Genomic DNA, 17,954 nt, shown 5'->3' on the forward strand with positions numbered 1-17,954 from the left:
ACTAACCTCCTATCTTCCCGGCTACGCTATGGATCAGTTGATCCAAGCTGCCAATGGTTTGTTGAAGCGGCGTACTCAGCACGCTTGGGTACACGCCCAGCAAGAGAATGAACGCGACCAAGGTAATCATCGGCACAGCCTCGATGAGACGCGCGTCGCGCATCCCTTGCTGCAGTAAGCTCGGCTGCTGAGGGCCGAACGTGATGTTCAGTACCCCGCGCAGCACGTAAACCGCTGCGAAAATAATACCCAGTGTACCGACAATCGCGTACACACGGTGGGTTTCAAAGAGTCCGACGAACGCGAGGAACTCACTGATGAAGCCGGATAAGCCTGGCAATCCGAGCGAGGCCATGCCCCCGATCAGCAGAATACCGCTGATGAAGGGAATATTGCGAGCGAGACCGCCCAAGCGATCGAGCTGCGTGGTTTCGGTTCTCTCGTAGATGCTGCCGACGAGCAAGAACATCAGGGCTGAGATCAGACCGTGTGAGATCAACTGGAACACGGCGCCTTGCAGACCTGCAATGTTGAAAGCAGCAAGTCCCAACAGGACGATGCCCATGTGGCTGATACTCGAGTAGGCGAGTACGAGTTTGAAGTCCTTTTGGACCATCGCAAGCAGCGCGCCGTACACGATGTTAATGACTCCGAGGAGCGCGAGCACCCACGCCCATTGCTGGGCTTCCGCCGGGAAGAACAGAATGCCGAAACGGATGAGGCCGTAGGCTCCCATTTTGAGCAAAATCCCGGAGTGAATCATAACGACAGCAGGCGGAGCCTCTGTATGTACTTTCAGCATCCACGTATGGAACGGAAAGATCGGTAGCTTGATCCCGAAAGCGACCAACAGCATGATGAACACAGTCCATTTCATCCCTTGACTCATAAAGAACGGCGTACCGCTCTGATTCACATAAGCCTCAGGGGCTTGTAACAGATTGTGTGCAATCGTATGAATGTCGCCGCTATAGTAAATGATAGCCTCAGTCTGCGATGGATCTTGGTTAAATCCTGCAGTCGTAACCAGAATAAGAAAGGCAATCAGCATAATCGCTGAGCCAAGACCGTTATACAGCAAGAAGCGGTTTGCCGCTTGCTCACGGTTCATATACCCCCAAATTCCGATCAAGAAGAACATCGGCACGAGTGTAATTTCGAAGAACAGGAAGAATAAGAAGAGATCCTGTGCCATGAATACACCGAACATACCCGTCTCTAGCAGAAGGAACAAAATGAAATACGTTTTCCAACGTTTCTTGATGTACACAGACGCTAAAGCGGCCATCGACGAAATCAGTGCCGTAAGGAAGACGAGCGGCAATGAAATGCCATCGACCGCTAACGAATATTTAAACTCGAAGAAGAATTGTGTGATTTGCTGAATACCCTCGTGGTTTAAAGGGACTTTAATCCAGTCGAGCTGTTCTTTGTACTGTAGTGGATCCCCTTGATAGTTATAGTCCACATACAACCATGCCGCTAAAATCAGCGGAATCAGTGTCGTGACGATACCTACGGTTTTGATTAGGCGCCCACGATCTCCCCGAAGGAAGAGCAGGACGAGTACACCAAGCAAAGGTGAGAAGGCAATCATACTAAGAATGGGTAAATTAGCCGGCATGTATGAACCTCCTTCCTGCAATGGCAAGTGCCAGAATCAGCATCCCAAGCAGCATAATGATGCCGTAGGACTGCAGTTGACCATTTTGGAGTCGGGAGCCTAAGCGTCCAAGACTAACCACCGTGAAAGCAACTAAGCGAACAATCCCATCAATGATGTAAATATCAATCAATTCCAGGATATAACCTAGACCGCGAAGCGGTTTGACTACTATAACATCATAGATTTCATCGATGAAATATTTGCGGTTAAGCAACGTGTATAACCAAGGCATTTTACCCGAAACAATGTCCCGAGGGATCGTGCGTTTGAGGTAAATTAGATAACCCAGTCCAATTCCTAATAAGCCAGCTAACGTGGACAAAATAATAACCGTCCAATTGGCCGTCTCTTCATGCTCTTGCCCTGTCAACCAGTGACCCAGCCATTCATTGAATGGCGTATTCACGAAGCCTGCCACGACAGCCAGCACAGCCAGTACGATAAGCGGTGTCGTCATCGAAGCTGGAGATTCGTGCGGCTCATGCTCATGCGCATGGTCATGTCCATGGTCATCATGATCCTCCGGAGCATGAGCTTTCGCTCTAGACGTGCCCATAAACACAAGGAAGAACAAGCGTGACATATAGAAAGCGGTGAAGAACGCCGCAATCACACCGACCCAGAATAGCAGCTGATTATGCTCGTACGCTTCTGTAAGAATCATATCCTTCGACCAGAAGCCTGCGAATGGGAAGATTCCTGCTAATGCCAGCGTTCCGATCGCGAAGGTCCAAGTGGTGATTTTCATTTTGCGGGATAAACCGCCCATTTCGTTGATGTTCTGCGTATGGACCGCGTGAATCACACTACCTGCGCCCAAGAAGAGCAGCGCCTTGAAGAAGGCATGTGTAAACAAGTGGAACATTCCTGATGTAAATGAAACGCCAATCCCCAGCGCCATCATCATATAACCGAGTTGACTCACAGTCGAATAAGCGAGAATCCGTTTAATATCGTTCTGGGCAATACCGATTGTTGCCGCAAAAATGGCGGTAAACCCACCCACATAAGCAACGACCATTAACGCATCTGGCGAGGCGTGGAAAATGTCAAACGTCCGTGCCACAAGGTACACCCCAGCAGCAACCATCGTTGCAGCATGGATTAGCGCCGAGATCGGCGTTGGCCCTTCCATGGCATCAGGTAACCATGTGTGCAGCGGGAATTGACCGGATTTACCCATCGCTCCTATGAAAATCAGAACAGCGATCCACGTAACGATCGTAGGGTCGATTTTGCCTGTGGTGAAGGCGTTATGTATCGATGTGAAATCTAACGCGTGCCCTGGCATGTAGAGATACAACAACAGGATCGCGATAAACAAGCCCACGTCCCCGATACGGGTGACGATGAATGCCTTTTTAGCGGCAGCCTTCGCCTCTGGCTTGAAGTACCAGAATCCAACGAGCAAGAAGGAACATACCCCTACTAGCTCCCAGAAGATGTACAGCTCCAGCATATTTTCGGAAATAACAAGGCCTAGCATGGAGAAAGAGAACAGCGCAATATAACCGAAAAACACGTGAATACGCTCGTCGCCTTTCATGTAGCCTTTGGAATAAATGTTCACTAGCAGCGAAACCAGCGTGACGATTACGAGCATCAGGGAGTTTAGATTGGTGACCTCAAACCCCATTTTCAGCGTAAAATCGCCGACCTGCAGCCAGTTCATTTTATCCCACGTGAAATCCTCAACATTGCCGCCAATCCGCTCCACAAATATGAGCAACGCCACAATAAACGAAAGCAGCATCGCAAAAATGCTAATGTAAATCCCCAAATCTTTTAGTTGACGCCCCATTGCCGTAAGCGCTAGAAAAGCAAGCAACGGAAACAATGGAATGAGCCAGGCGTACTGTGAATAGTCCGATACCATAGCCTTGTTAGCCTCCTAGCGCTTCATAGAATCCAAATCTGTCACTTCAACGGTGCCTTTATTTCGGTAAATCGTGATCAATATCGCAATCCCCACAGCCGCCTCTGCAGCTGCAATCGTAATGTTAAAGAGGGAGAAGATATGTCCCGTCAATGCTGGGTGATCTCCTAGTTTCGAGAAGGCAATCAAATTCAAGTTCACCGCATTGAGCATAAGCTCGATGGAGAGCAAGACAATAACCCCGTTTTTCTTCGTTAATGCACCGTACAGTCCAATGCAGAATAGGATCGCCGCTAATGTAAGATAAGGAGTAATTAAGTTACCCAACGCTAATCCTCCTCTCTCTTGGCAACTACGATGGCACCGATGAACGCTACCGTCAGCAGCACGGACATGATTTCGAAGGGAATGACATGCACGTTATACAGCAGCTTCCCGATTTCGAGCGTATTATCCTTGCCAGCATCCAATGTCCCCGAAGAGACGAAGGTCGATTTCTGAATCGCATAGAACAACACGCCGAACAATCCCACAGCGCCAAGAATGGCCAAGCCTTCATGCCATGGACGCTTAAGTCCCTCGTCTTCACCCTGTCTATGCTTCGTCATCATAATCCCGAAAATCATCAGAATGGAGATAGCACCGGCATAAATCAAGACCTGCACGAAAGCGACAAACTCTGCTTCAAGAATGACATACAAACCTGCCAAGCTGATAAACGTAAGGGCCACTGCAACAACCATGTGCACGACTTTCGTAAAAGAGATCATGAAGATCGCCCCGCCGATCGCGAGCAACGCGAAAATGAAGAACGCCCAACTCGTACCGCTGGATAAAAAATCGCCGAGTCCACTAAACATCTTTCTTCGCGCCCCCTTTAGGCATCGCAGAATTGTTCTCTTGACGAATGTTTTGGGTGTTGTTGCTCAGCCACTCCATATTTTTGAATAAATCATCCCGACTGTAACTGCTAAGCTCAAAATTGTTTGTCATCACGATCGCTTCTGTCGGACACACCTCTGTGCACAGGTCGCACAGGATACAAATTTCGAAGTTGATGTCATACGTATCAATGACCTTCCCCTTTTTCTCAGGGTCTGGGTTCGCTTTTCCAGTTAACGTAATACACTCCGTCGGGCACACACGCGCACATTGATTGCACACAATGCATTTCTCGGGATCAAAATATTGAATACCACGAAAGCGATCCGGCATTTTAATCGGAACTTCTGGGTATGCGTACGTTACTTTCTTCTCAGTCAAATGCTTGAACGTGAAGCCTAAACCTTTCATAATGCCCTTCATATGTTTCAACTCCTTCAAGTTTTCCGGAGGAAAACTAACTTCGTACGCATAAACTTAACGGCTGCGAAAGAAAAACTAACATCGTAGGCGTGGTTTTAGAGTTTTCTATCATAGATCATATCCAGCGATACTTAGCTTAAAAGATGGTCATGATAATCGCCGTCACCAGCATGTTGACCAGCGCCAGTGGAAGCAGCACTTTCCAGCCGAACCCCATCAATTGATCAATTCGAACACGTGGTAGTGTCGCCCGCAACCAGAAGAGGAAGAACACGACCGATGAGAATTTCAACAGGAACCAAATAACGCCTGGTATGAAACCAAGGAATCCGAATGGCGCATGCCATCCACCAAGGAAAATCAGACTCACCAGTGAAGCAATGACGAAGACGTACACATACTCGGATAGCATGAAGAAAGCGAAGCGGAAACCGCTGTATTCCACATGGTAGCCCGCGACGAGCTCAGATTCTGCTTCTGGTAAGTCAAACGGCGTACGATTAAGCTCGGACACACCCGCAATCACAAAAATAATGAAACCTAGGATTTGAGGAATGAAGTTCCAGTGCCAGAAGCCGCCTGTTTGATGATCGACAATGGTATGCAGATTGAGGCTGCCTGTCATCATAATTACACCAACAACTGAAATAACTAACGGAACTTCATAACTAATCATTTGAGCTGCGGAACGCATGCCGCCGAGTAACGCATATTTATTGTTGGATGCCCAACCGCCAAGTATAATTCCAAAGGTTGAAATCCCTGTTAATGCTACGTAATAGAGCAATCCCACATTCAAATTCGCACCAAACATACGATCTGAGAAAGGAATCGTCGCAATTATCGTAAAAGACGGGAAAAAGGTAATGATCGGTGCGAGAATGAAAAGCTCACGCTCAGCCTTCTTAGGAATCGTATCTTCCTTAATGAGAAGCTTAAATACATCGGCGACGCTCTGCAACAGTCCTAAAGGTCCTGTCCGGTTTGGTCCGATCCGCAATTGCATCCATCCAATAACCTTACGCTCGAAGTAGATCGCGTAGGTAACAAACCCCAACACGAGCATGAGCATCACGATGCCCCAGAATAGGAATACGAAGAAGTTCGTCCATGTCAGACTCTCCTCCAATAAATTGACCATTAGGCATCCACCTCCCCAACGACAATATCGATGCCGCCCAGAATCGTAATGAGATTGGTCATCGACTCCCCAACCAAAATCTTGGGCAATATTTGCAGATTGACGAAGGACGGTCTGCGGAATTTCAAACGGTAAGGCTCTTGTTTACCTCTGGAAATAATATGGCAGCCAATTTCCCCACGCGGAGACTCAATTGCTGCATAAATTTCGCCTTCTGGCGGGCGAATGACTCTCGGCACTTTGCCCATCGTTTCCCCACCCTCAGGGAACACGTCTAAAGCTTGCTCCAGAATGCGGAGGGATTGTTTTATTTCTTCCATTCGGATTAAATAGCGGTCATAGCAATCCCCGCTACTACGCACAGGCACATCGAACTGGAAGCGGCTGTATAGGCTGTACGGCTGCGTTTTGCGAATATCCCAGTCAACACCTGTACAACGCAGGTTCGCCCCGCTAAGGCCATACGCAATGGCTGTCTCAGCGTCATATTTGCCCACACCCTTGATCCGTGAGAGGAAAATCTCATTTCCAGTGACAAGTGTGTGATATTCTTCTAATTTGCCGTACATATACGGCACGAATTTGCGTACCTTCTCGATCCAACCGTCTGGTGCGTCCCATTTCACGCCGCCTACACGCATGTAGTTGTACGTTAAACGCGCGCCACACAATTCGTTGAATAGGTCGATAATGATTTCGCGGTCACGGAACGCATACAAGAACGGGCTCATCGCCCCGATATCCAGCAAGTATGTTCCCCACCACACCATGTGAGAGGCGATTCGTTGCAGCTCCATCACGATTAAGCGGAGGAATTCTGCGCGTTCTGGCACTTCTAATTGCATCATTCTCTCTACGGCGTTAACTAACGCGTAGTTGGTCGTCATCGCCGATACGTAATCCATTCGGTCTGTGTAGGGGATGATTTGGGTATAGCTGAGGTTCTCAGCCAATTTCTCTGTTCCTCTATGTAAGTAGCCCATAACGGGTATAGCTTCTCGAATGATTTCACCATCCAGCTTTACAATCACGCGGAAAACGCCGTGTGTACTGGGATGCTGAGGACCAACATTTAACAGGAGTTCTTCTGTCCGTAACACGTGCTACACCTCCGGGTCGAGCGGTTCGTAGTCTTTGCGCAGTGGATGACCCACCCAATCATCAGGCATCATGATCCGTACTAAGTTCGGGTGGCCAGGGAAATCGATGCCGAACAGGTCAAAGGCTTCACGCTCATTCCAGTTGGCCGTCGGCCAGACATCAGCTACCGAAGGTATGCTGGCTTGTTCGCGGTCTGTCTTCACCTTCACACAATACTCATGCTTGTGTGTGAGGGAAAGCAGATGATACGCCACCTCGAGGTGCGTTTCTTGGTCTACACCGGAGAGATTGCGCAAGTAATCGCAGCGCAGCTCGGCGTGATCTCTCAGCGTCAGCGCAGCCTGCGGCCAGCGCGAGCTGTGAATGACAACGTAAGGACGATGCGCGTCCCTTTCGTTGATGAAAGCTTCGACGACGGCGTCTTCGCCTGCCTCGGCCTTTAAGATCGCAACCAGCCGGTCCAGCAGCGGCTGGTTCGGTGAAGGCTCCTTCGGCGCGGCTGGATCCGCCGATTCGGGCTTCGCTCCGCGTGCTGCGGCTCGCGCGGCACGAGCTTCTGCGGCGGCCTGGGCTTTGGCCGCCTTCTCTTCGTCAGAGCCAGCGTCTGCGGACGCTGGCGTTGCTGTGGTGGCGGGCGCAGATTCGCCCGCCTCTGCGGCTGCGCGCGCTGCGAGGCGCGCGGCTCTTGCTGCGGCGCGCTCTGCCGCCGCATCCGTTGTTGCTGGCGTACTTGCGCCAGCAACAACGGATGCGGCTTTGCTCTCAGAGCCTCCATCAGGATTGGCTTGCACAGCTTCCTTTTTACTCTCAACCGGTGGGCTCTCCGCTTTGCCTTCCTCTTTCCCGTCCTCACTAACAGGAGGAGTTGGAACCGTGGTCTCTTCCGGCTTATTCTCCTCGCTCATCGGTTGATCACCTGCTTCCCAGTCTTCGCTTCATAACGAATCTTCTCCTGAAGCTTGTTGATGCCATAGATTAGCGCAGCAGGATTCGGCGGACAACCTGGGATATACACGTCCACCGGTACGATTTGGTCGACACCCTTCACGACCGAATACGATTTCACATACGGACCGCCTGCTGTTGCACAGGAGCCCATCGCAATAACCCACTTCGGTTCAGGCATTTGATCATAAAGTCGGCGCAACAAAGGAGCCATTTTCTTCGTAACTGTCCCTGCAACAATCATGACATCTGATTGCCTTGGTGACGTACGGAAGATGACTCCGAACCGATCTAAATCATAGTGAGAACCGCCTGTTGCCATCATTTCGATCCCACAACAAGCCAAGCCAAAGGTTAATGGCCAAAGCGAATTACTGCGAGCCCAAGCTTTTATCTGCTCCAGTGTTGTCATAAATACATTACGGTTTAATTCTTCCCGTTCCTCGGGAGAGATTGACTCTAGACTGAAGTCCATCGCAGCACCTTCTTCTTCCAAGCGTATATTAGTCCTATGGCAAGCAAGGCTACAAAAATACACATTTCTATTAACGCGAATAATCCAAGTTGATTAAAGGCAACTGCCCACGGATAGAGGAATACGGTCTCCACATCAAAGATGACAAACATCAAAGCGTACAAATAATATCGAATGTTAAACCGGATTTGTCCCTCGCCTACAGGTTCGTTCCCACTCTCATACGTCGTATACTTCTCATCGATGGGTTTGCTCGGTCTTAACCATTTGCCAATCGTCAGCGCTGCTATAGGGAGGAAAATACCTAACCCTAGAAAAACCGCTACGATTACATAGTTATTTGTATACATCATGTGAATGTAACCGCCTCCATTTCTTATTTGCATTCCTTACGATTTCATTAGTTTTGGTAATAATCACCTTTATTAGTATAACAAAAAGGGGTATGGGCGTCGACATTAATTCTTTCCATGTATGAGTAGCATTACACATAAGTGGGTAATACTATTCACTGGGCATTGTAGTCTTGTCCAAATTCCCTATTTTGATATGCGAAAGGACTGATTTCTTATGGCAAATGCATCGAACGCAAATCACCAACATAGAACCAATGACAAAGTTACTGAAACCGGTCGCTATCGCGATGCCGACGGGCAAAGCGTCGAGCTAGTGGCTGGCCAAACGTTCCCTCCATGCCCGAAAACAGGCGAATCCACAGTCTGGCATCACGCTTAAAAAGGAATCATCAACGAGCTGTTCCTCTCCTCCGAGAGGGGCAGCTTTTTTTCTTTCCTAATTTAAACGCAAAAAAAGCGAAAGAACCGAAGTTCCCCCGCTTTTCAACCATATATTTATTTCCCGGACACGCCGATACGATTCACTGCTCTTTGTAAAGAAGCTTCAGCACGTTTGAAATCCACGTTATCTTGCTTCGTATCTGCAAGACGTTTCTCCGCACGGTCTTTCGCTGCTTTCGCACGATCGATATCAATTTGTTCAGGTAGCTCGGCGCTTTCCGCCAAAATAACCACCTTATCCTTGCGCACTTCCATGAAACCGCCATTCACTGCGATGACTTCGTCTTTGGAGCCCGTTTTCTTCACAGTAATCGGTGCGATTCTAAGTGGAGTGACCAATGGAATGTGATTCGGCAGAATTCCAAGCTCCCCTTCAGTACCCTTCACGCTAACCATGTTCACTTGTTCAGCGTACACTTTGCGCTCCGGTGTAACAATTTCCAGTAGGAATGTACTCACTTGGATTCTCCTTCCTTAGAGTTTAGCAAAAACTGATCTTAGCAAAAAGCCAAGCTTACAGTGTTTTTGCTTTCTCGATAGCGTCCTCGATCGTTCCAACGTTGTGGAAAGCTACTTCAGGAAGGTTGTCGTGCTTACCTTCAAGGATTTCTTTGAAGCTGCGCACAGTTTCTTTCAATGGTACATAAAGACCTGGGAAACCGTTGAACGGCTCAGCAACGTGAAGCGGCTGAGACAAGAACAAGCGGAGACGACGCGCACGTTGTACAGTCAATTTGTCTTCATCAGACAACTCATCCATACCCAAGATCGCGATGATATCCAGAAGCTCTTTGTAACGTTGAAGAACTCGTTTAACACCTTGTGCTGTTTTATAGTGATCATCGCCAAGAATTTCCGGCGTCAAGATACGGGATGAAGAAGCAAGTGGATCTACCGCAGGGAAAATACCTGCTGCAGCAATACTACGCTCCAAGTTCGTTGTTGCATCCAAATGGGCGAAAGCCGTTGCTGGAGCCGGATCCGTATAGTCATCGGCAGGAACGTAAATCGCTTGAATGGAAGTAACGGAACCTTTTTTCGTGGAAGTAATACGCTCTTGCAATTGACCCATCTCTGTTGCCAGAGTCGGTTGGTAACCTACCGCTGATGGCATACGCCCTAGCAATGCGGAAACCTCAGAACCTGCTTGTGTAAAGCGGAAGATGTTATCGATGAAAAGAAGAACGTCTTTACCTTCTTCATCACGGAAATACTCAGCCATTGTCAAACCGGACAAAGCTACGCGAAGACGCGCGCCTGGAGGCTCGTTCATTTGACCGAATACCATCGCTGTTTTGGCAATAACGCCGGAGTCTTTCATCTCGTGGTAAAGGTCATTACCTTCACGAGTACGCTCTCCAACACCTGCGAAAACGGAGATACCGCCATGCTCTTGTGCGATGTTGTGGATCAACTCTTGCATCGTTACGGTTTTACCTACACCCGCGCCGCCGAAGAGACCGATTTTACCACCCTTAACGTAAGGAGCCATAAGGTCGATAACTTTAATTCCTGTTTCAAGAATCTCTGCTTTTGTCGACAAGTTGTCGAAAGCTGGAGCTTCTTTGTGGATGCCGCTTGTAAATGTACGGTCAACTTCTTCGATACCATCGATTGGGTCTCCCAATACGTTAAACACGCGACCTAGTGTTGCTGCTCCAACCGGAACGGTAATTGCAGCTTTTGTATCTGTAGCTACTGCTCCACGAACAAGTCCGTCAGTTGAGGACATTGCAATACAACGAACCAAGTTGTCACCAAGGTGAACAGCTGCTTCAACTGTCATTGTGGATAGTACGCCATTATCATTTCTTTCAATCTTGATGGCATTCAAGATTTCAGGGAGTTGTCCGCGTTCGAACTCAATGTCGACGACTGGCCCTGTAATTGTTACAACGCGCCCTTTACTCATGGTTTCCCTCCTAAGAAAAGCTTTGCTTCCGTAGAAGCTTTATTGTTATGCGTTCGCGTTCGCTCCAGCAACGATCTCCGATATTTCCTGGGTAATCGAGGCTTGACGCGCACGGTTGTAAGCTAATGTGTAGCCGCTGATCATTTTCGTTGCATTCTTCGTAGCGGAGTTCATCGCTGTCATTCTCGCACCAAACTCACTCGCTTTACCTTCCAGTACAGCACTGTAAATAAGCGTTTCTGCATATTTAGGCAGCAATACTTCTAGAACGCCTTCTGGTGATGGCTCATACTCATAACTTGCAGCAGCCACGCCAGCAACTTCTTCCATAGGAAGCAGGCGGATCATAGTTGGAATTTGGGTAATCGCATTTTTGAATTGGTTGTATACCAAGAACAACTGGTCATACGTTCCGTTTTCGAAGTTCTTTACTGCTGCTGACGCGACAGATTTAATGTCCGCGAATTTCGGTGAATCCGGAACACCTGTTACTTCCTCTACAATTGGCATATTCCGTTTGCGGAAGAAATTACTACCTTTACGTCCGATTACAAAAATCGAATACTCAGCTGTTGATTTATGGTTTTCACGAATCTCGGTCATGACCTTCCGCAACACGTTAGCGTTGTAGCCTCCAGCCAATCCACGATCCGAGGTGATTACTAAATAGCCTGTCTTCTTCACTTCGCGTGACTGTAGCATCGGGTGTTTGATCCCTTTGCTTCCAGCTGCAATGCTTTGAACGACTTCTTTCAACTTATCGGAGTAAGGACGTGCTGCTTCCGCAGAACGTTGCGCTCGTCTCAAATTCGCTGCAGAGACCATTTCCATCGCTCTCGTAATTTGTTTCGTGTTTTGTGTGGACTTGATTTGGCGCTTAATCTCGCGCATTCCTTTTGCCATACCTGCTCACCTCTCTTTTGAGGCTTAGAAAAGCCTTCATTCGAAGACCTGAATTCAGGCGATCAGCCTGCCCAGGATTAACACGTAGGTAGAGCTTCACTTCAACAGGAAGCTCTACCATCATGATTTATACAGAAGCTGCGAAGCTCTTTTTGAATTGAACAATTGCTTCTACTAGCGCTTTATCGTTATCCGGAGTGATATCCTTCGTATCGCGAATGCTGTGTAGAATTTCTGGACGATTCGATTCCAAGAAAGCCAAGAATTGACCTTCAAAACGTGTAACGTCTTGAACTGGAAGATCATCCACGTGTCCTTTAACAACTGTGTAAAGGGAAGCAACTTGCTTCTCCAATGACATCGGTTGGTGAACACCTTGTTTCAAAATTTCAAGCGTACGAACACCACGGTCCAAACGCGATTGAGTTGCTTTATCCAAGTCAGATCCGAATGCAGCAAATGCAGCAAGCTCACGATATTGTGCCAAGTCAACACGAAGTGTACCAGCAACTTTTTTCATCGCTTTCGTTTGTGCAGAGCCCCCTACACGGGATACAGAGTTACCAACGTTAACCGCTGGACGCTGACCTGAGTAGAACAAGTCGGATTCTAAGAAGATTTGTCCGTCCGTAATCGAAATTACGTTCGTAGGAATGTATGCCGAGATATCGCCTGCTTGTGTTTCAATGAAAGGAAGTGCCGTCATGGAACCGCCACCTAGCTCATCATTCAATTTCGCAGCACGCTCTAGAAGACGGGAGTGCAAGTAGAAAACATCCCCTGGATAAGCTTCACGACCCGGTGGACGACGAAGCAAGAGGGACAACTCACGGTAAGCAGCTGCTTGTTTGGACAAGTCATCATAGACGATCAACACGTGCTCGCCTTTATACATGAAGTACTCACCCATTGCGCAACCTGCGTACGGAGCCAACCAAAGCATTGGTGAAGGCTCAGAAGCAGAAGCTGTTACAACGATTGTGTAGTCCAAAGCGCCAGCGTGACGAAGTGTTTCAACAACGCCTACGACAGTGGATTGCTTTTGACCGATAGCAACGTAGATACATTTAACGCCGTTGCCTTTTTGGTTGATGATTGCATCGATTGCAATCGCTGTTTTACCTGTTTGACGGTCACCGATGAGCAACTCACGTTGTCCACGGCCTACTGGTACCATCGCGTCAATCGCTTTGATCCCTGTTTGCATTGGCTCATGTACCGATTTACGGGCCATAACGCCTGGTGCTGGGGATTCGATTGGACGGAAGCCAGTTGTTTCAATTGGACCTCTACCATCGACTGGTTGACCCAATGGGTTAACAACACGGCCTAGTAGTGCATCACCTACAGGGATTTCCATGATACGGCCAGTACGTTTAACTTGGTCGCCTTCACGAATATCTTTGTAAGGTCCGAGAATAACGATACCTACGTTGCTTTCTTCCAGGTTAAACGCGTACCCTAGAACGCCACTTGGAAACTCAAGCAGCTCGCCTGCCATAACGCTTTCCAAGCCGTGAGCACGAGCGATACCGTCACCAACTTGAATGACTGTACCTACATCAACCACTTGGATATCGGAATTATAGTTTGCTATCTGTTGTTTAATCAATGAGCTGATTTCTTCAGGTTTGATACTCAACGAACTTCACCCCTATTCTTACAGTGCTTGTGTTAAACTAACGCTTTGGCTAAACGGCCTAACTTGCCTGCCAAGCTTCCATCATATAAACGATCACCAATTCGCACTTGTACGCCGCCGAGCAACTTAGGCTCTACAACCGTTGAAACACGAATCGTTTTACCTGTAACTTTGCTAAAATGTGAAGCAATTTCCGCTTGCTGTGCATCCGACAATACGAATGCGGAGTAAACGATAGCGCTCGCTTGTCCAAGAGCTTCATTAGCAACCTTGGCATAATCAAGTACTAAGGTATCCAGAATGGATTGTCTTCCTTTATCAATCAAGACCAGCAGCGTGTTCCACACCGGTTCGGAAACATTGCCCTCGAAAATCTGCTTCAGCAGGTCCGTTTTGACGGTATTCCCGATGTTCGGATGGTTCAGGAACTTCTGCAAGTCTGCATTATCCCTAATCGCACTAGCTACAGATTTAAGCTCTTCTTCAACTTGGGAAATGATATTCTTTTCCTTCGCTACTTCGAATAAAGCTTTGGCATAACGCTTCGCTACGACGATGTCACTCATACGTTGCCTCCTACCTCTTTGAGGTAATGCTCAACAAGTTCTTCTTGTGACTTTTCGTCGATTTGTTTCTCAATAATTTTGGATGCGATCAGAACGGACATCGCGCCAACTTGGCTGCGAAGAGCGGCAACCGCTTTGTTCTTCTCATTTTCGATATCTTTAAGCGCTTCGTCTTTCAGACGGTTTGCTTCTGCACTAGCTGCATGAATAATATCATCCGCTTGCTTGGAGCCTGTGTGCTTCGCTTGCTCAATGATGTCGTAAGCTTCCTTACGAGTTTGTTGCAGCGCTTGCTTTTGTTCCTCCAACAGTTGCTCAGCCTGTTTGCGGCTAGTTTCAGCTGTTTGAATTTGATCTTTCACCAATTGTCTGCGTTTCTCCATCATGCCGAACAGAGGACCAAACGCAAATTTAGAAAGCAACAAATATAAAATTAAAAACGCGACAAGTTGTATCCAAAATGTGGACCATTCAATATGCAAGTAACGTCACTCCCTTCTGATAACATGGGCAAAACGAAGGCGTGGTGGCAGCTACGGCCATCAACGCCAAACGATTTCTTAAGCTTTTCCCATAAAGATGAACGCAAGAACCAATGCAACGACCGGCATTGCCTCAACTAGACCTACCCCGATAAACATTGTTGTTTGAAGCGTACCACGAAGTTCTGGTTGACGAGAAATACCTTCCAAAGCACGACCTACGATCAAACCGTTACCAATACCTGCACCTAGTGCTCCCAAACCGAATACGATACCTGCTGCTACTAATGCTATTGCTCCCATTGATAAAATCCTCCCTTAAACTCTTAGGTTTTTGTTGTTTTATAAGTGACTCGAGACTTCCCGAGGTAAGTCTAATGCTTAGTGCTTTTCTTCATGAATCAATGTTTGTGAGATATAAACCATGGTCAACATCGTGAATACGAAGGCTTGAATCGCACCTACGAACACACTGAAGCCCTGCCATACGAAGAGAGGCGCAATTCCAAACCAACCTGCTCCAATAATGACAGATATCATGATTTCACCTGCATAAATGTTCCCGTAAAGACGGAACGCAAGCGTAAGCGGCTTCGATACAACTTCAATTAAATGAAGGATCAACATTGCCCCTTTAAACTCAAAGTAATGCGCGAAGTAATGCTTCGTGTTACGCGTTATCCCTAAGTAATGACTTAGTACGATAACAACGACTGTTAGTGCTCCTGTAACAGCGATATCAGCTGTCGGTGATTTCCACCAAGATACATGATCTTCCGTCACGATTGAGAAAGGAAGGCCGAGCATGTTGCCGATAAAGATATACATAATGAGCGTAAGACCAAGTGCGATAAATCCTTTGCCATGCTTGGAACCGATCGTGCTTCCAATAATGCCTTCTACGAACTCAATCGTCCATTCCATGAAGTTTTGAAGTTTCGAAGGATTTGTTACGGATGCTCGGCTCGCTCCTGCAATAGCAAGAATTAGCACGATAACTGTGGTAATCCCGATCATCAATAGAGCTGATGCATCGAAATCAATACCAAACCAATTATATATTGGCGCGTGATGTTCCATATTTTCCATTTTCACCCCTTTCATCCGTTGAAGTTACATCGTGGAATTACTTCTTAGACTTCCTAATAGAAAGAATACCCAGTACGAGTGTTGCCAATTGAGCAAAAAAGTATCCAACAATCGTCGTGGTTAATGCAACATGTTCGGGATACCTGACGGCAATCAAACCGACAAACCCCGCGATTGCTGCCCTTGTCAGAAAGCCAAGGGTTACCTTGCGCCCTGACTGCTCTATCGCAGCTGCCGCCAGCTTGTTAATCTTCCAGGCTAAGAACCTTGCATTGATCATACTTGCACAAGCTCCAAGCATTATCCCCGCAACGTAAACCCGGTAATCGACAAGAAGCGCCCATGCAGCCAAACAAAAGGATAAAAAGAATAGAAATACGTTTTGAACCGTTTTCAGAGTGGCTGAAAAGTCGTCCATCATAGCCCTCCGTACCGCTTAATCATGAAGTAAATGCTAATGATGCCGGTTACAAGCCCCAGTAAAAATCCGACTAGCAACCAGATCTGTCCACCCAGTGCGCCACTCAACCAATCACCGAAGAAATATCCGGCTGCCAAACATACGACAAGGTCTATGCCAATTGCACTAGTTAACGCTACTGCCCGCCAAGGATTATCATTGGAATTTGGCCGTTTCATTGCACCCTCCTGGGTGTTTTCCACATGGGAAAACGCGTCTCGTAGCTCATCTGCTACGAATCCTCATTCATTGTATCGAAGCCATGCTAAGTTTGTCAATTGACGGAACTTCATTTGTCACATCTCACAAAACTCCTTAGAGCCTTGCGGCTCTAGGGTTTGCGCTTTTTTAAACCGAACAGTTCAACTGTACGCTGTAGCGTTTGTCATGATTTTGTCACGGTTAGAAAGATTCCGGGCGTTCAGTCGTCCTACCGAAGTGATGAAGAATCGCTTGAACAATGCGTTCTGACGCTTTTCCGTCTCCGTAAGGGTTCGCAGCTTGGCTCATTTTATTGTACTGATCTGGATCCGTGAGCAGCGCGCGAGCACGTGTATAGACCACTTCTTCGTCCGTTCCAACTAGCTCCAAAGTCCCTGCTTGGATACCTTCTGGACGCTCTGTCGTATCACGAAGAACGAGAGCTGGAACACCGAAGGTCGGCGCCTCTTCTTGAAGACCGCCAGAGTCTGTCAGAATCATGTACGTATAAGGATAGAAATTATGCAATTCAAAAACGTCAAGCGGTTCAATCAGCTTGATTCGTGGATGATTGCCTAGAATTTCATGGGCAGGCTCGAGCACCACCGGATTCGGATGAACCGGGTAAACAATCGCAATGTCCTCAAACTCATCGGCGATCCGTTTCACGGCACGGAATATTTGGCGATGCGGTTCACCTTGAGCTTCACGGCGGTGCGCTGTCATCAAGATCAACTTGCGGCCAGCGGCCCATTCCAGCACGGGGTGATTGAACTTCTCCTGCACCGTGTACTTAAACACGTCTATGGCTGTATTACCCGTCACATAAATTTGGGACTCTGATTTATTTTCTTTACGCAGGTTTTCTGCGGATTGCCCTGTTGGCGCAAAATGAAGATCAGCAAGAACGCCCGTTAATTGACGATTCATTTCCTCTGGATATGGCGACAATTTGTTCCATGTCCGAAGACCCGCTTCCACGTGTCCTACTTGGATCTGCTGCATGAAAGCTGCATAGCTGGCAAGGAACGTTGTTAGTGTGTCCCCATGCACGAGAATTAGATCTGGCTTCGCTTCTTGGAACACGGGTTCCAAGCCTTGCAGCACGCGCATCGTAATCTCATTCAGTGTTTGGCGATCCTTCATAACGTTAAGATCAAAGTTCGGTGTGATTTTAAAAATATCAAGCACTTGGTCCAACATCTGACGATGCTGTGCGGTTACGCATACCAGAGACTCAATCTGCTCAGGATGCTTCTCCAACTCGAGAATGAGCGGAGCCATTTTGATTGCTTCAGGTCTTGTTCCGAAGATCGTAATCACTTTTAGGCGTTTCATCGGTTTCTTCTCCCCTTAAAGTTTTCAGTTAGGAAAACTAGCTTCGTAAGCATGA

General features: G+C 47.6%; 22 protein-coding genes. 1 reads left to right on the top strand and 21 read right to left on the bottom strand.

Going from position 1 to position 17,954, the window contains the following annotated elements:
* Position 1: 1 nt before the first annotated feature.
* The 8 genes from HQN88_RS24050 to HQN88_RS37830 form a co-directional block, all read right to left on the bottom strand.
* Positions 2-1,624, bottom strand: a complete 1,623-nt coding sequence (locus HQN88_RS24050) for a complex I subunit 4 family protein (protein WP_173117269.1) — start codon at positions 1,622-1,624, stop codon at positions 2-4.
* Entirely contained in the window at positions 1,614-3,542 is a 1,929-nt protein-coding gene (gene nuoL / locus HQN88_RS24055) for an NADH-quinone oxidoreductase subunit L (RefSeq protein WP_173117271.1), read from the bottom strand. The genes HQN88_RS24050 and nuoL overlap by 11 nt, the downstream gene beginning before the upstream one ends.
* Before the next feature lie 15 nt (positions 3,543-3,557).
* Positions 3,558-3,869 (bottom strand): NADH-quinone oxidoreductase subunit NuoK, encoded by a 312-nt coding sequence (gene nuoK, locus HQN88_RS24060; protein ID WP_056611652.1) that lies wholly within the window; start codon positions 3,867-3,869, stop codon positions 3,558-3,560.
* A 2-nt stretch (positions 3,870-3,871) separates the two neighbouring features.
* Positions 3,872-4,402: an NADH-quinone oxidoreductase subunit J gene (locus HQN88_RS24065; RefSeq protein WP_056611655.1), complete on the bottom strand. Its 531-nt coding sequence runs from the start codon at positions 4,400-4,402 to the stop codon at positions 3,872-3,874.
* Positions 4,395-4,847 carry an NADH-quinone oxidoreductase subunit NuoI gene (gene nuoI / locus HQN88_RS24070; protein WP_056611658.1) on the bottom strand — a complete coding sequence of 151 codons (453 nt, stop codon included), beginning with the start codon at positions 4,845-4,847 and terminating at the stop codon, positions 4,395-4,397. Before nuoI ends, HQN88_RS24065 begins: the two co-directional genes overlap by 8 nt.
* 136 nt (positions 4,848-4,983) lie before the next feature.
* On the bottom strand, positions 4,984-5,988 hold the full coding sequence (nuoH, locus tag HQN88_RS24075) for an NADH-quinone oxidoreductase subunit NuoH (protein WP_173117273.1): 1,005 nt from the start codon (positions 5,986-5,988) through the stop codon (positions 4,984-4,986).
* A complete protein-coding gene (locus HQN88_RS24080; protein WP_173117275.1) occupies positions 5,988-7,088 on the bottom strand; it encodes an NADH-quinone oxidoreductase subunit D in 1,101 nt (366 codons plus the stop codon). Before HQN88_RS24080 ends, nuoH begins: the two co-directional genes overlap by 1 nt.
* A 3-nt stretch (positions 7,089-7,091) precedes the next feature.
* Positions 7,092-7,556, bottom strand: coding sequence for an NADH-quinone oxidoreductase subunit C (locus HQN88_RS37830; RefSeq protein WP_246320427.1), 465 nt, complete (start codon positions 7,554-7,556; stop codon positions 7,092-7,094).
* On the opposite strand from HQN88_RS37830, the gene HQN88_RS37835 reads away from it, so the two are divergent.
* Positions 7,486-8,001 carry a hypothetical protein gene (locus tag HQN88_RS37835; protein ID WP_246320429.1) on the top strand — a complete coding sequence of 172 codons (516 nt, stop codon included), beginning with the start codon at positions 7,486-7,488 and terminating at the stop codon, positions 7,999-8,001. The two genes, HQN88_RS37830 and HQN88_RS37835, sit on opposite strands and share 71 nt — an antisense overlap.
* Here the strand turns inward: HQN88_RS37835 and HQN88_RS24090 are convergent.
* The 13 genes from HQN88_RS24090 to wecB all read right to left on the bottom strand — a co-directional run bounded on the left by HQN88_RS24090 (position 7,991) and on the right by wecB (position 17,899).
* On the bottom strand, positions 7,991-8,509 hold the full coding sequence (locus tag HQN88_RS24090) for a NuoB/complex I 20 kDa subunit family protein (protein WP_173117279.1): 519 nt from the start codon (positions 8,507-8,509) through the stop codon (positions 7,991-7,993). The genes HQN88_RS37835 and HQN88_RS24090 overlap by 11 nt on opposite strands.
* On the bottom strand, positions 8,494-8,859 hold the full coding sequence (locus tag HQN88_RS24095) for an NADH-quinone oxidoreductase subunit A (RefSeq protein ID WP_057313434.1): 366 nt from the start codon (positions 8,857-8,859) through the stop codon (positions 8,494-8,496). The genes HQN88_RS24090 and HQN88_RS24095 overlap by 16 nt, the downstream gene beginning before the upstream one ends.
* A 501-nt stretch (positions 8,860-9,360) precedes the next feature.
* On the bottom strand, positions 9,361-9,765 hold the full coding sequence (locus tag HQN88_RS24100) for a F0F1 ATP synthase subunit epsilon (protein WP_171633355.1): 405 nt from the start codon (positions 9,763-9,765) through the stop codon (positions 9,361-9,363).
* A 55-nt stretch (positions 9,766-9,820) separates the two neighbouring features.
* Positions 9,821-11,218, bottom strand: a complete 1,398-nt coding sequence (atpD, locus tag HQN88_RS24105) for a F0F1 ATP synthase subunit beta (RefSeq protein WP_173117281.1) — start codon at positions 11,216-11,218, stop codon at positions 9,821-9,823.
* A gap of 45 nt (positions 11,219-11,263) precedes the next feature.
* The gene (gene atpG, locus HQN88_RS24110) at positions 11,264-12,121 is read right to left on the bottom strand and encodes an ATP synthase F1 subunit gamma (protein ID WP_173117282.1); all 858 of its coding nucleotides are present in this window, start codon (positions 12,119-12,121) and stop codon (positions 11,264-11,266) included.
* A 127-nt stretch (positions 12,122-12,248) separates the two neighbouring features.
* A complete protein-coding gene (gene atpA, locus HQN88_RS24115) occupies positions 12,249-13,763 on the bottom strand; it encodes a F0F1 ATP synthase subunit alpha (RefSeq protein WP_065854482.1) in 1,515 nt (504 codons plus the stop codon).
* Positions 13,764-13,795: 32 nt separating this feature from the next.
* A complete protein-coding gene (locus tag HQN88_RS24120; protein ID WP_173117284.1) occupies positions 13,796-14,329 on the bottom strand; it encodes a F0F1 ATP synthase subunit delta in 534 nt (177 codons plus the stop codon).
* Positions 14,326-14,811 carry a F0F1 ATP synthase subunit B gene (gene atpF, locus HQN88_RS24125; protein ID WP_056611682.1) on the bottom strand — a complete coding sequence of 162 codons (486 nt, stop codon included), beginning with the start codon at positions 14,809-14,811 and terminating at the stop codon, positions 14,326-14,328. Before atpF ends, HQN88_RS24120 begins: the two co-directional genes overlap by 4 nt.
* Before the next feature lie 78 nt (positions 14,812-14,889).
* On the bottom strand, positions 14,890-15,114 hold the full coding sequence (atpE, locus tag HQN88_RS24130) for a F0F1 ATP synthase subunit C (RefSeq protein WP_028556930.1): 225 nt from the start codon (positions 15,112-15,114) through the stop codon (positions 14,890-14,892).
* 78 nt (positions 15,115-15,192) lie between these two features.
* Positions 15,193-15,900 (bottom strand): F0F1 ATP synthase subunit A, encoded by a 708-nt coding sequence (gene atpB / locus HQN88_RS24135; RefSeq protein WP_310501116.1) that lies wholly within the window; start codon positions 15,898-15,900, stop codon positions 15,193-15,195.
* A 37-nt stretch (positions 15,901-15,937) separates the two neighbouring features.
* On the bottom strand, positions 15,938-16,318 hold the full coding sequence (locus HQN88_RS24140) for an ATP synthase subunit I (RefSeq protein ID WP_173117286.1): 381 nt from the start codon (positions 16,316-16,318) through the stop codon (positions 15,938-15,940).
* Complete coding sequence (locus HQN88_RS24145; protein WP_173117288.1) at positions 16,318-16,539, bottom strand: AtpZ/AtpI family protein; 222 nt, start codon at positions 16,537-16,539, stop codon at positions 16,318-16,320. The genes HQN88_RS24140 and HQN88_RS24145 overlap by 1 nt, the downstream gene beginning before the upstream one ends.
* Before the next feature lie 223 nt (positions 16,540-16,762).
* Complete coding sequence (gene wecB / locus HQN88_RS24150) at positions 16,763-17,899, bottom strand: non-hydrolyzing UDP-N-acetylglucosamine 2-epimerase (RefSeq protein ID WP_173117290.1); 1,137 nt, start codon at positions 17,897-17,899, stop codon at positions 16,763-16,765.
* Positions 17,900-17,954: the final 55 nt, after the last annotated feature.

The sequence above is a fragment of the Paenibacillus qinlingensis genome (assembly GCF_013204845.1).
Lineage (GTDB): Bacteria > Bacillota > Bacilli > Paenibacillales > NBRC-103111 > Paenibacillus_E > Paenibacillus_E qinlingensis.

Bases quoted from the DNA above. Each gene is read 5' to 3' on its own strand.
- HQN88_RS24050 (WP_173117269.1), bottom strand. From the start codon at position 1,624: ATGCCGGCTAATTTACCCATTCTTAGTATGATTGCCTTCTCACCTTTG.
- nuoL (WP_173117271.1), bottom strand. From the start codon at position 3,542: ATGGTATCGGACTATTCACAGTACGCCTGGCTCATTCCATTGTTTCCG.
- HQN88_RS24065 (WP_056611655.1), bottom strand. From the start codon at position 4,402: ATGTTTAGTGGACTCGGCGATTTTTTATCCAGCGGTACGAGTTGGGCG.
- nuoI (WP_056611658.1), bottom strand. From the start codon at position 4,847: ATGAAGGGCATTATGAAAGGTTTAGGCTTCACGTTCAAGCATTTGACT.
- nuoH (WP_173117273.1), bottom strand. From the start codon at position 5,988: ATGGTCAATTTATTGGAGGAGAGTCTGACATGGACGAACTTCTTCGTA.
- HQN88_RS24090 (WP_173117279.1), bottom strand. From the start codon at position 8,509: ATGGACTTCAGTCTAGAGTCAATCTCTCCCGAGGAACGGGAAGAATTA.
- HQN88_RS24095 (WP_057313434.1), bottom strand. From the start codon at position 8,859: ATGTATACAAATAACTATGTAATCGTAGCGGTTTTTCTAGGGTTAGGT.
- atpD (WP_173117281.1), bottom strand. From the start codon at position 11,218: ATGAGTAAAGGGCGCGTTGTAACAATTACAGGGCCAGTCGTCGACATT.
- atpG (WP_173117282.1), bottom strand. From the start codon at position 12,121: ATGGCAAAAGGAATGCGCGAGATTAAGCGCCAAATCAAGTCCACACAA.
- HQN88_RS24120 (WP_173117284.1), bottom strand. From the start codon at position 14,329: ATGAGTGACATCGTCGTAGCGAAGCGTTATGCCAAAGCTTTATTCGAA.
- atpE (WP_028556930.1), bottom strand. From the start codon at position 15,114: ATGGGAGCAATAGCATTAGTAGCAGCAGGTATCGTATTCGGTTTGGGA.
- atpB (WP_310501116.1), bottom strand. From the start codon at position 15,900: ATGGAAAATATGGAACATCACGCGCCAATATATAATTGGTTTGGTATT.
- HQN88_RS24140 (WP_173117286.1), bottom strand. From the start codon at position 16,318: ATGGACGACTTTTCAGCCACTCTGAAAACGGTTCAAAACGTATTTCTA.
- HQN88_RS24145 (WP_173117288.1), bottom strand. From the start codon at position 16,539: ATGAAACGGCCAAATTCCAATGATAATCCTTGGCGGGCAGTAGCGTTA.
- wecB (WP_173117290.1), bottom strand. From the start codon at position 17,899: ATGAAACGCCTAAAAGTGATTACGATCTTCGGAACAAGACCTGAAGCA.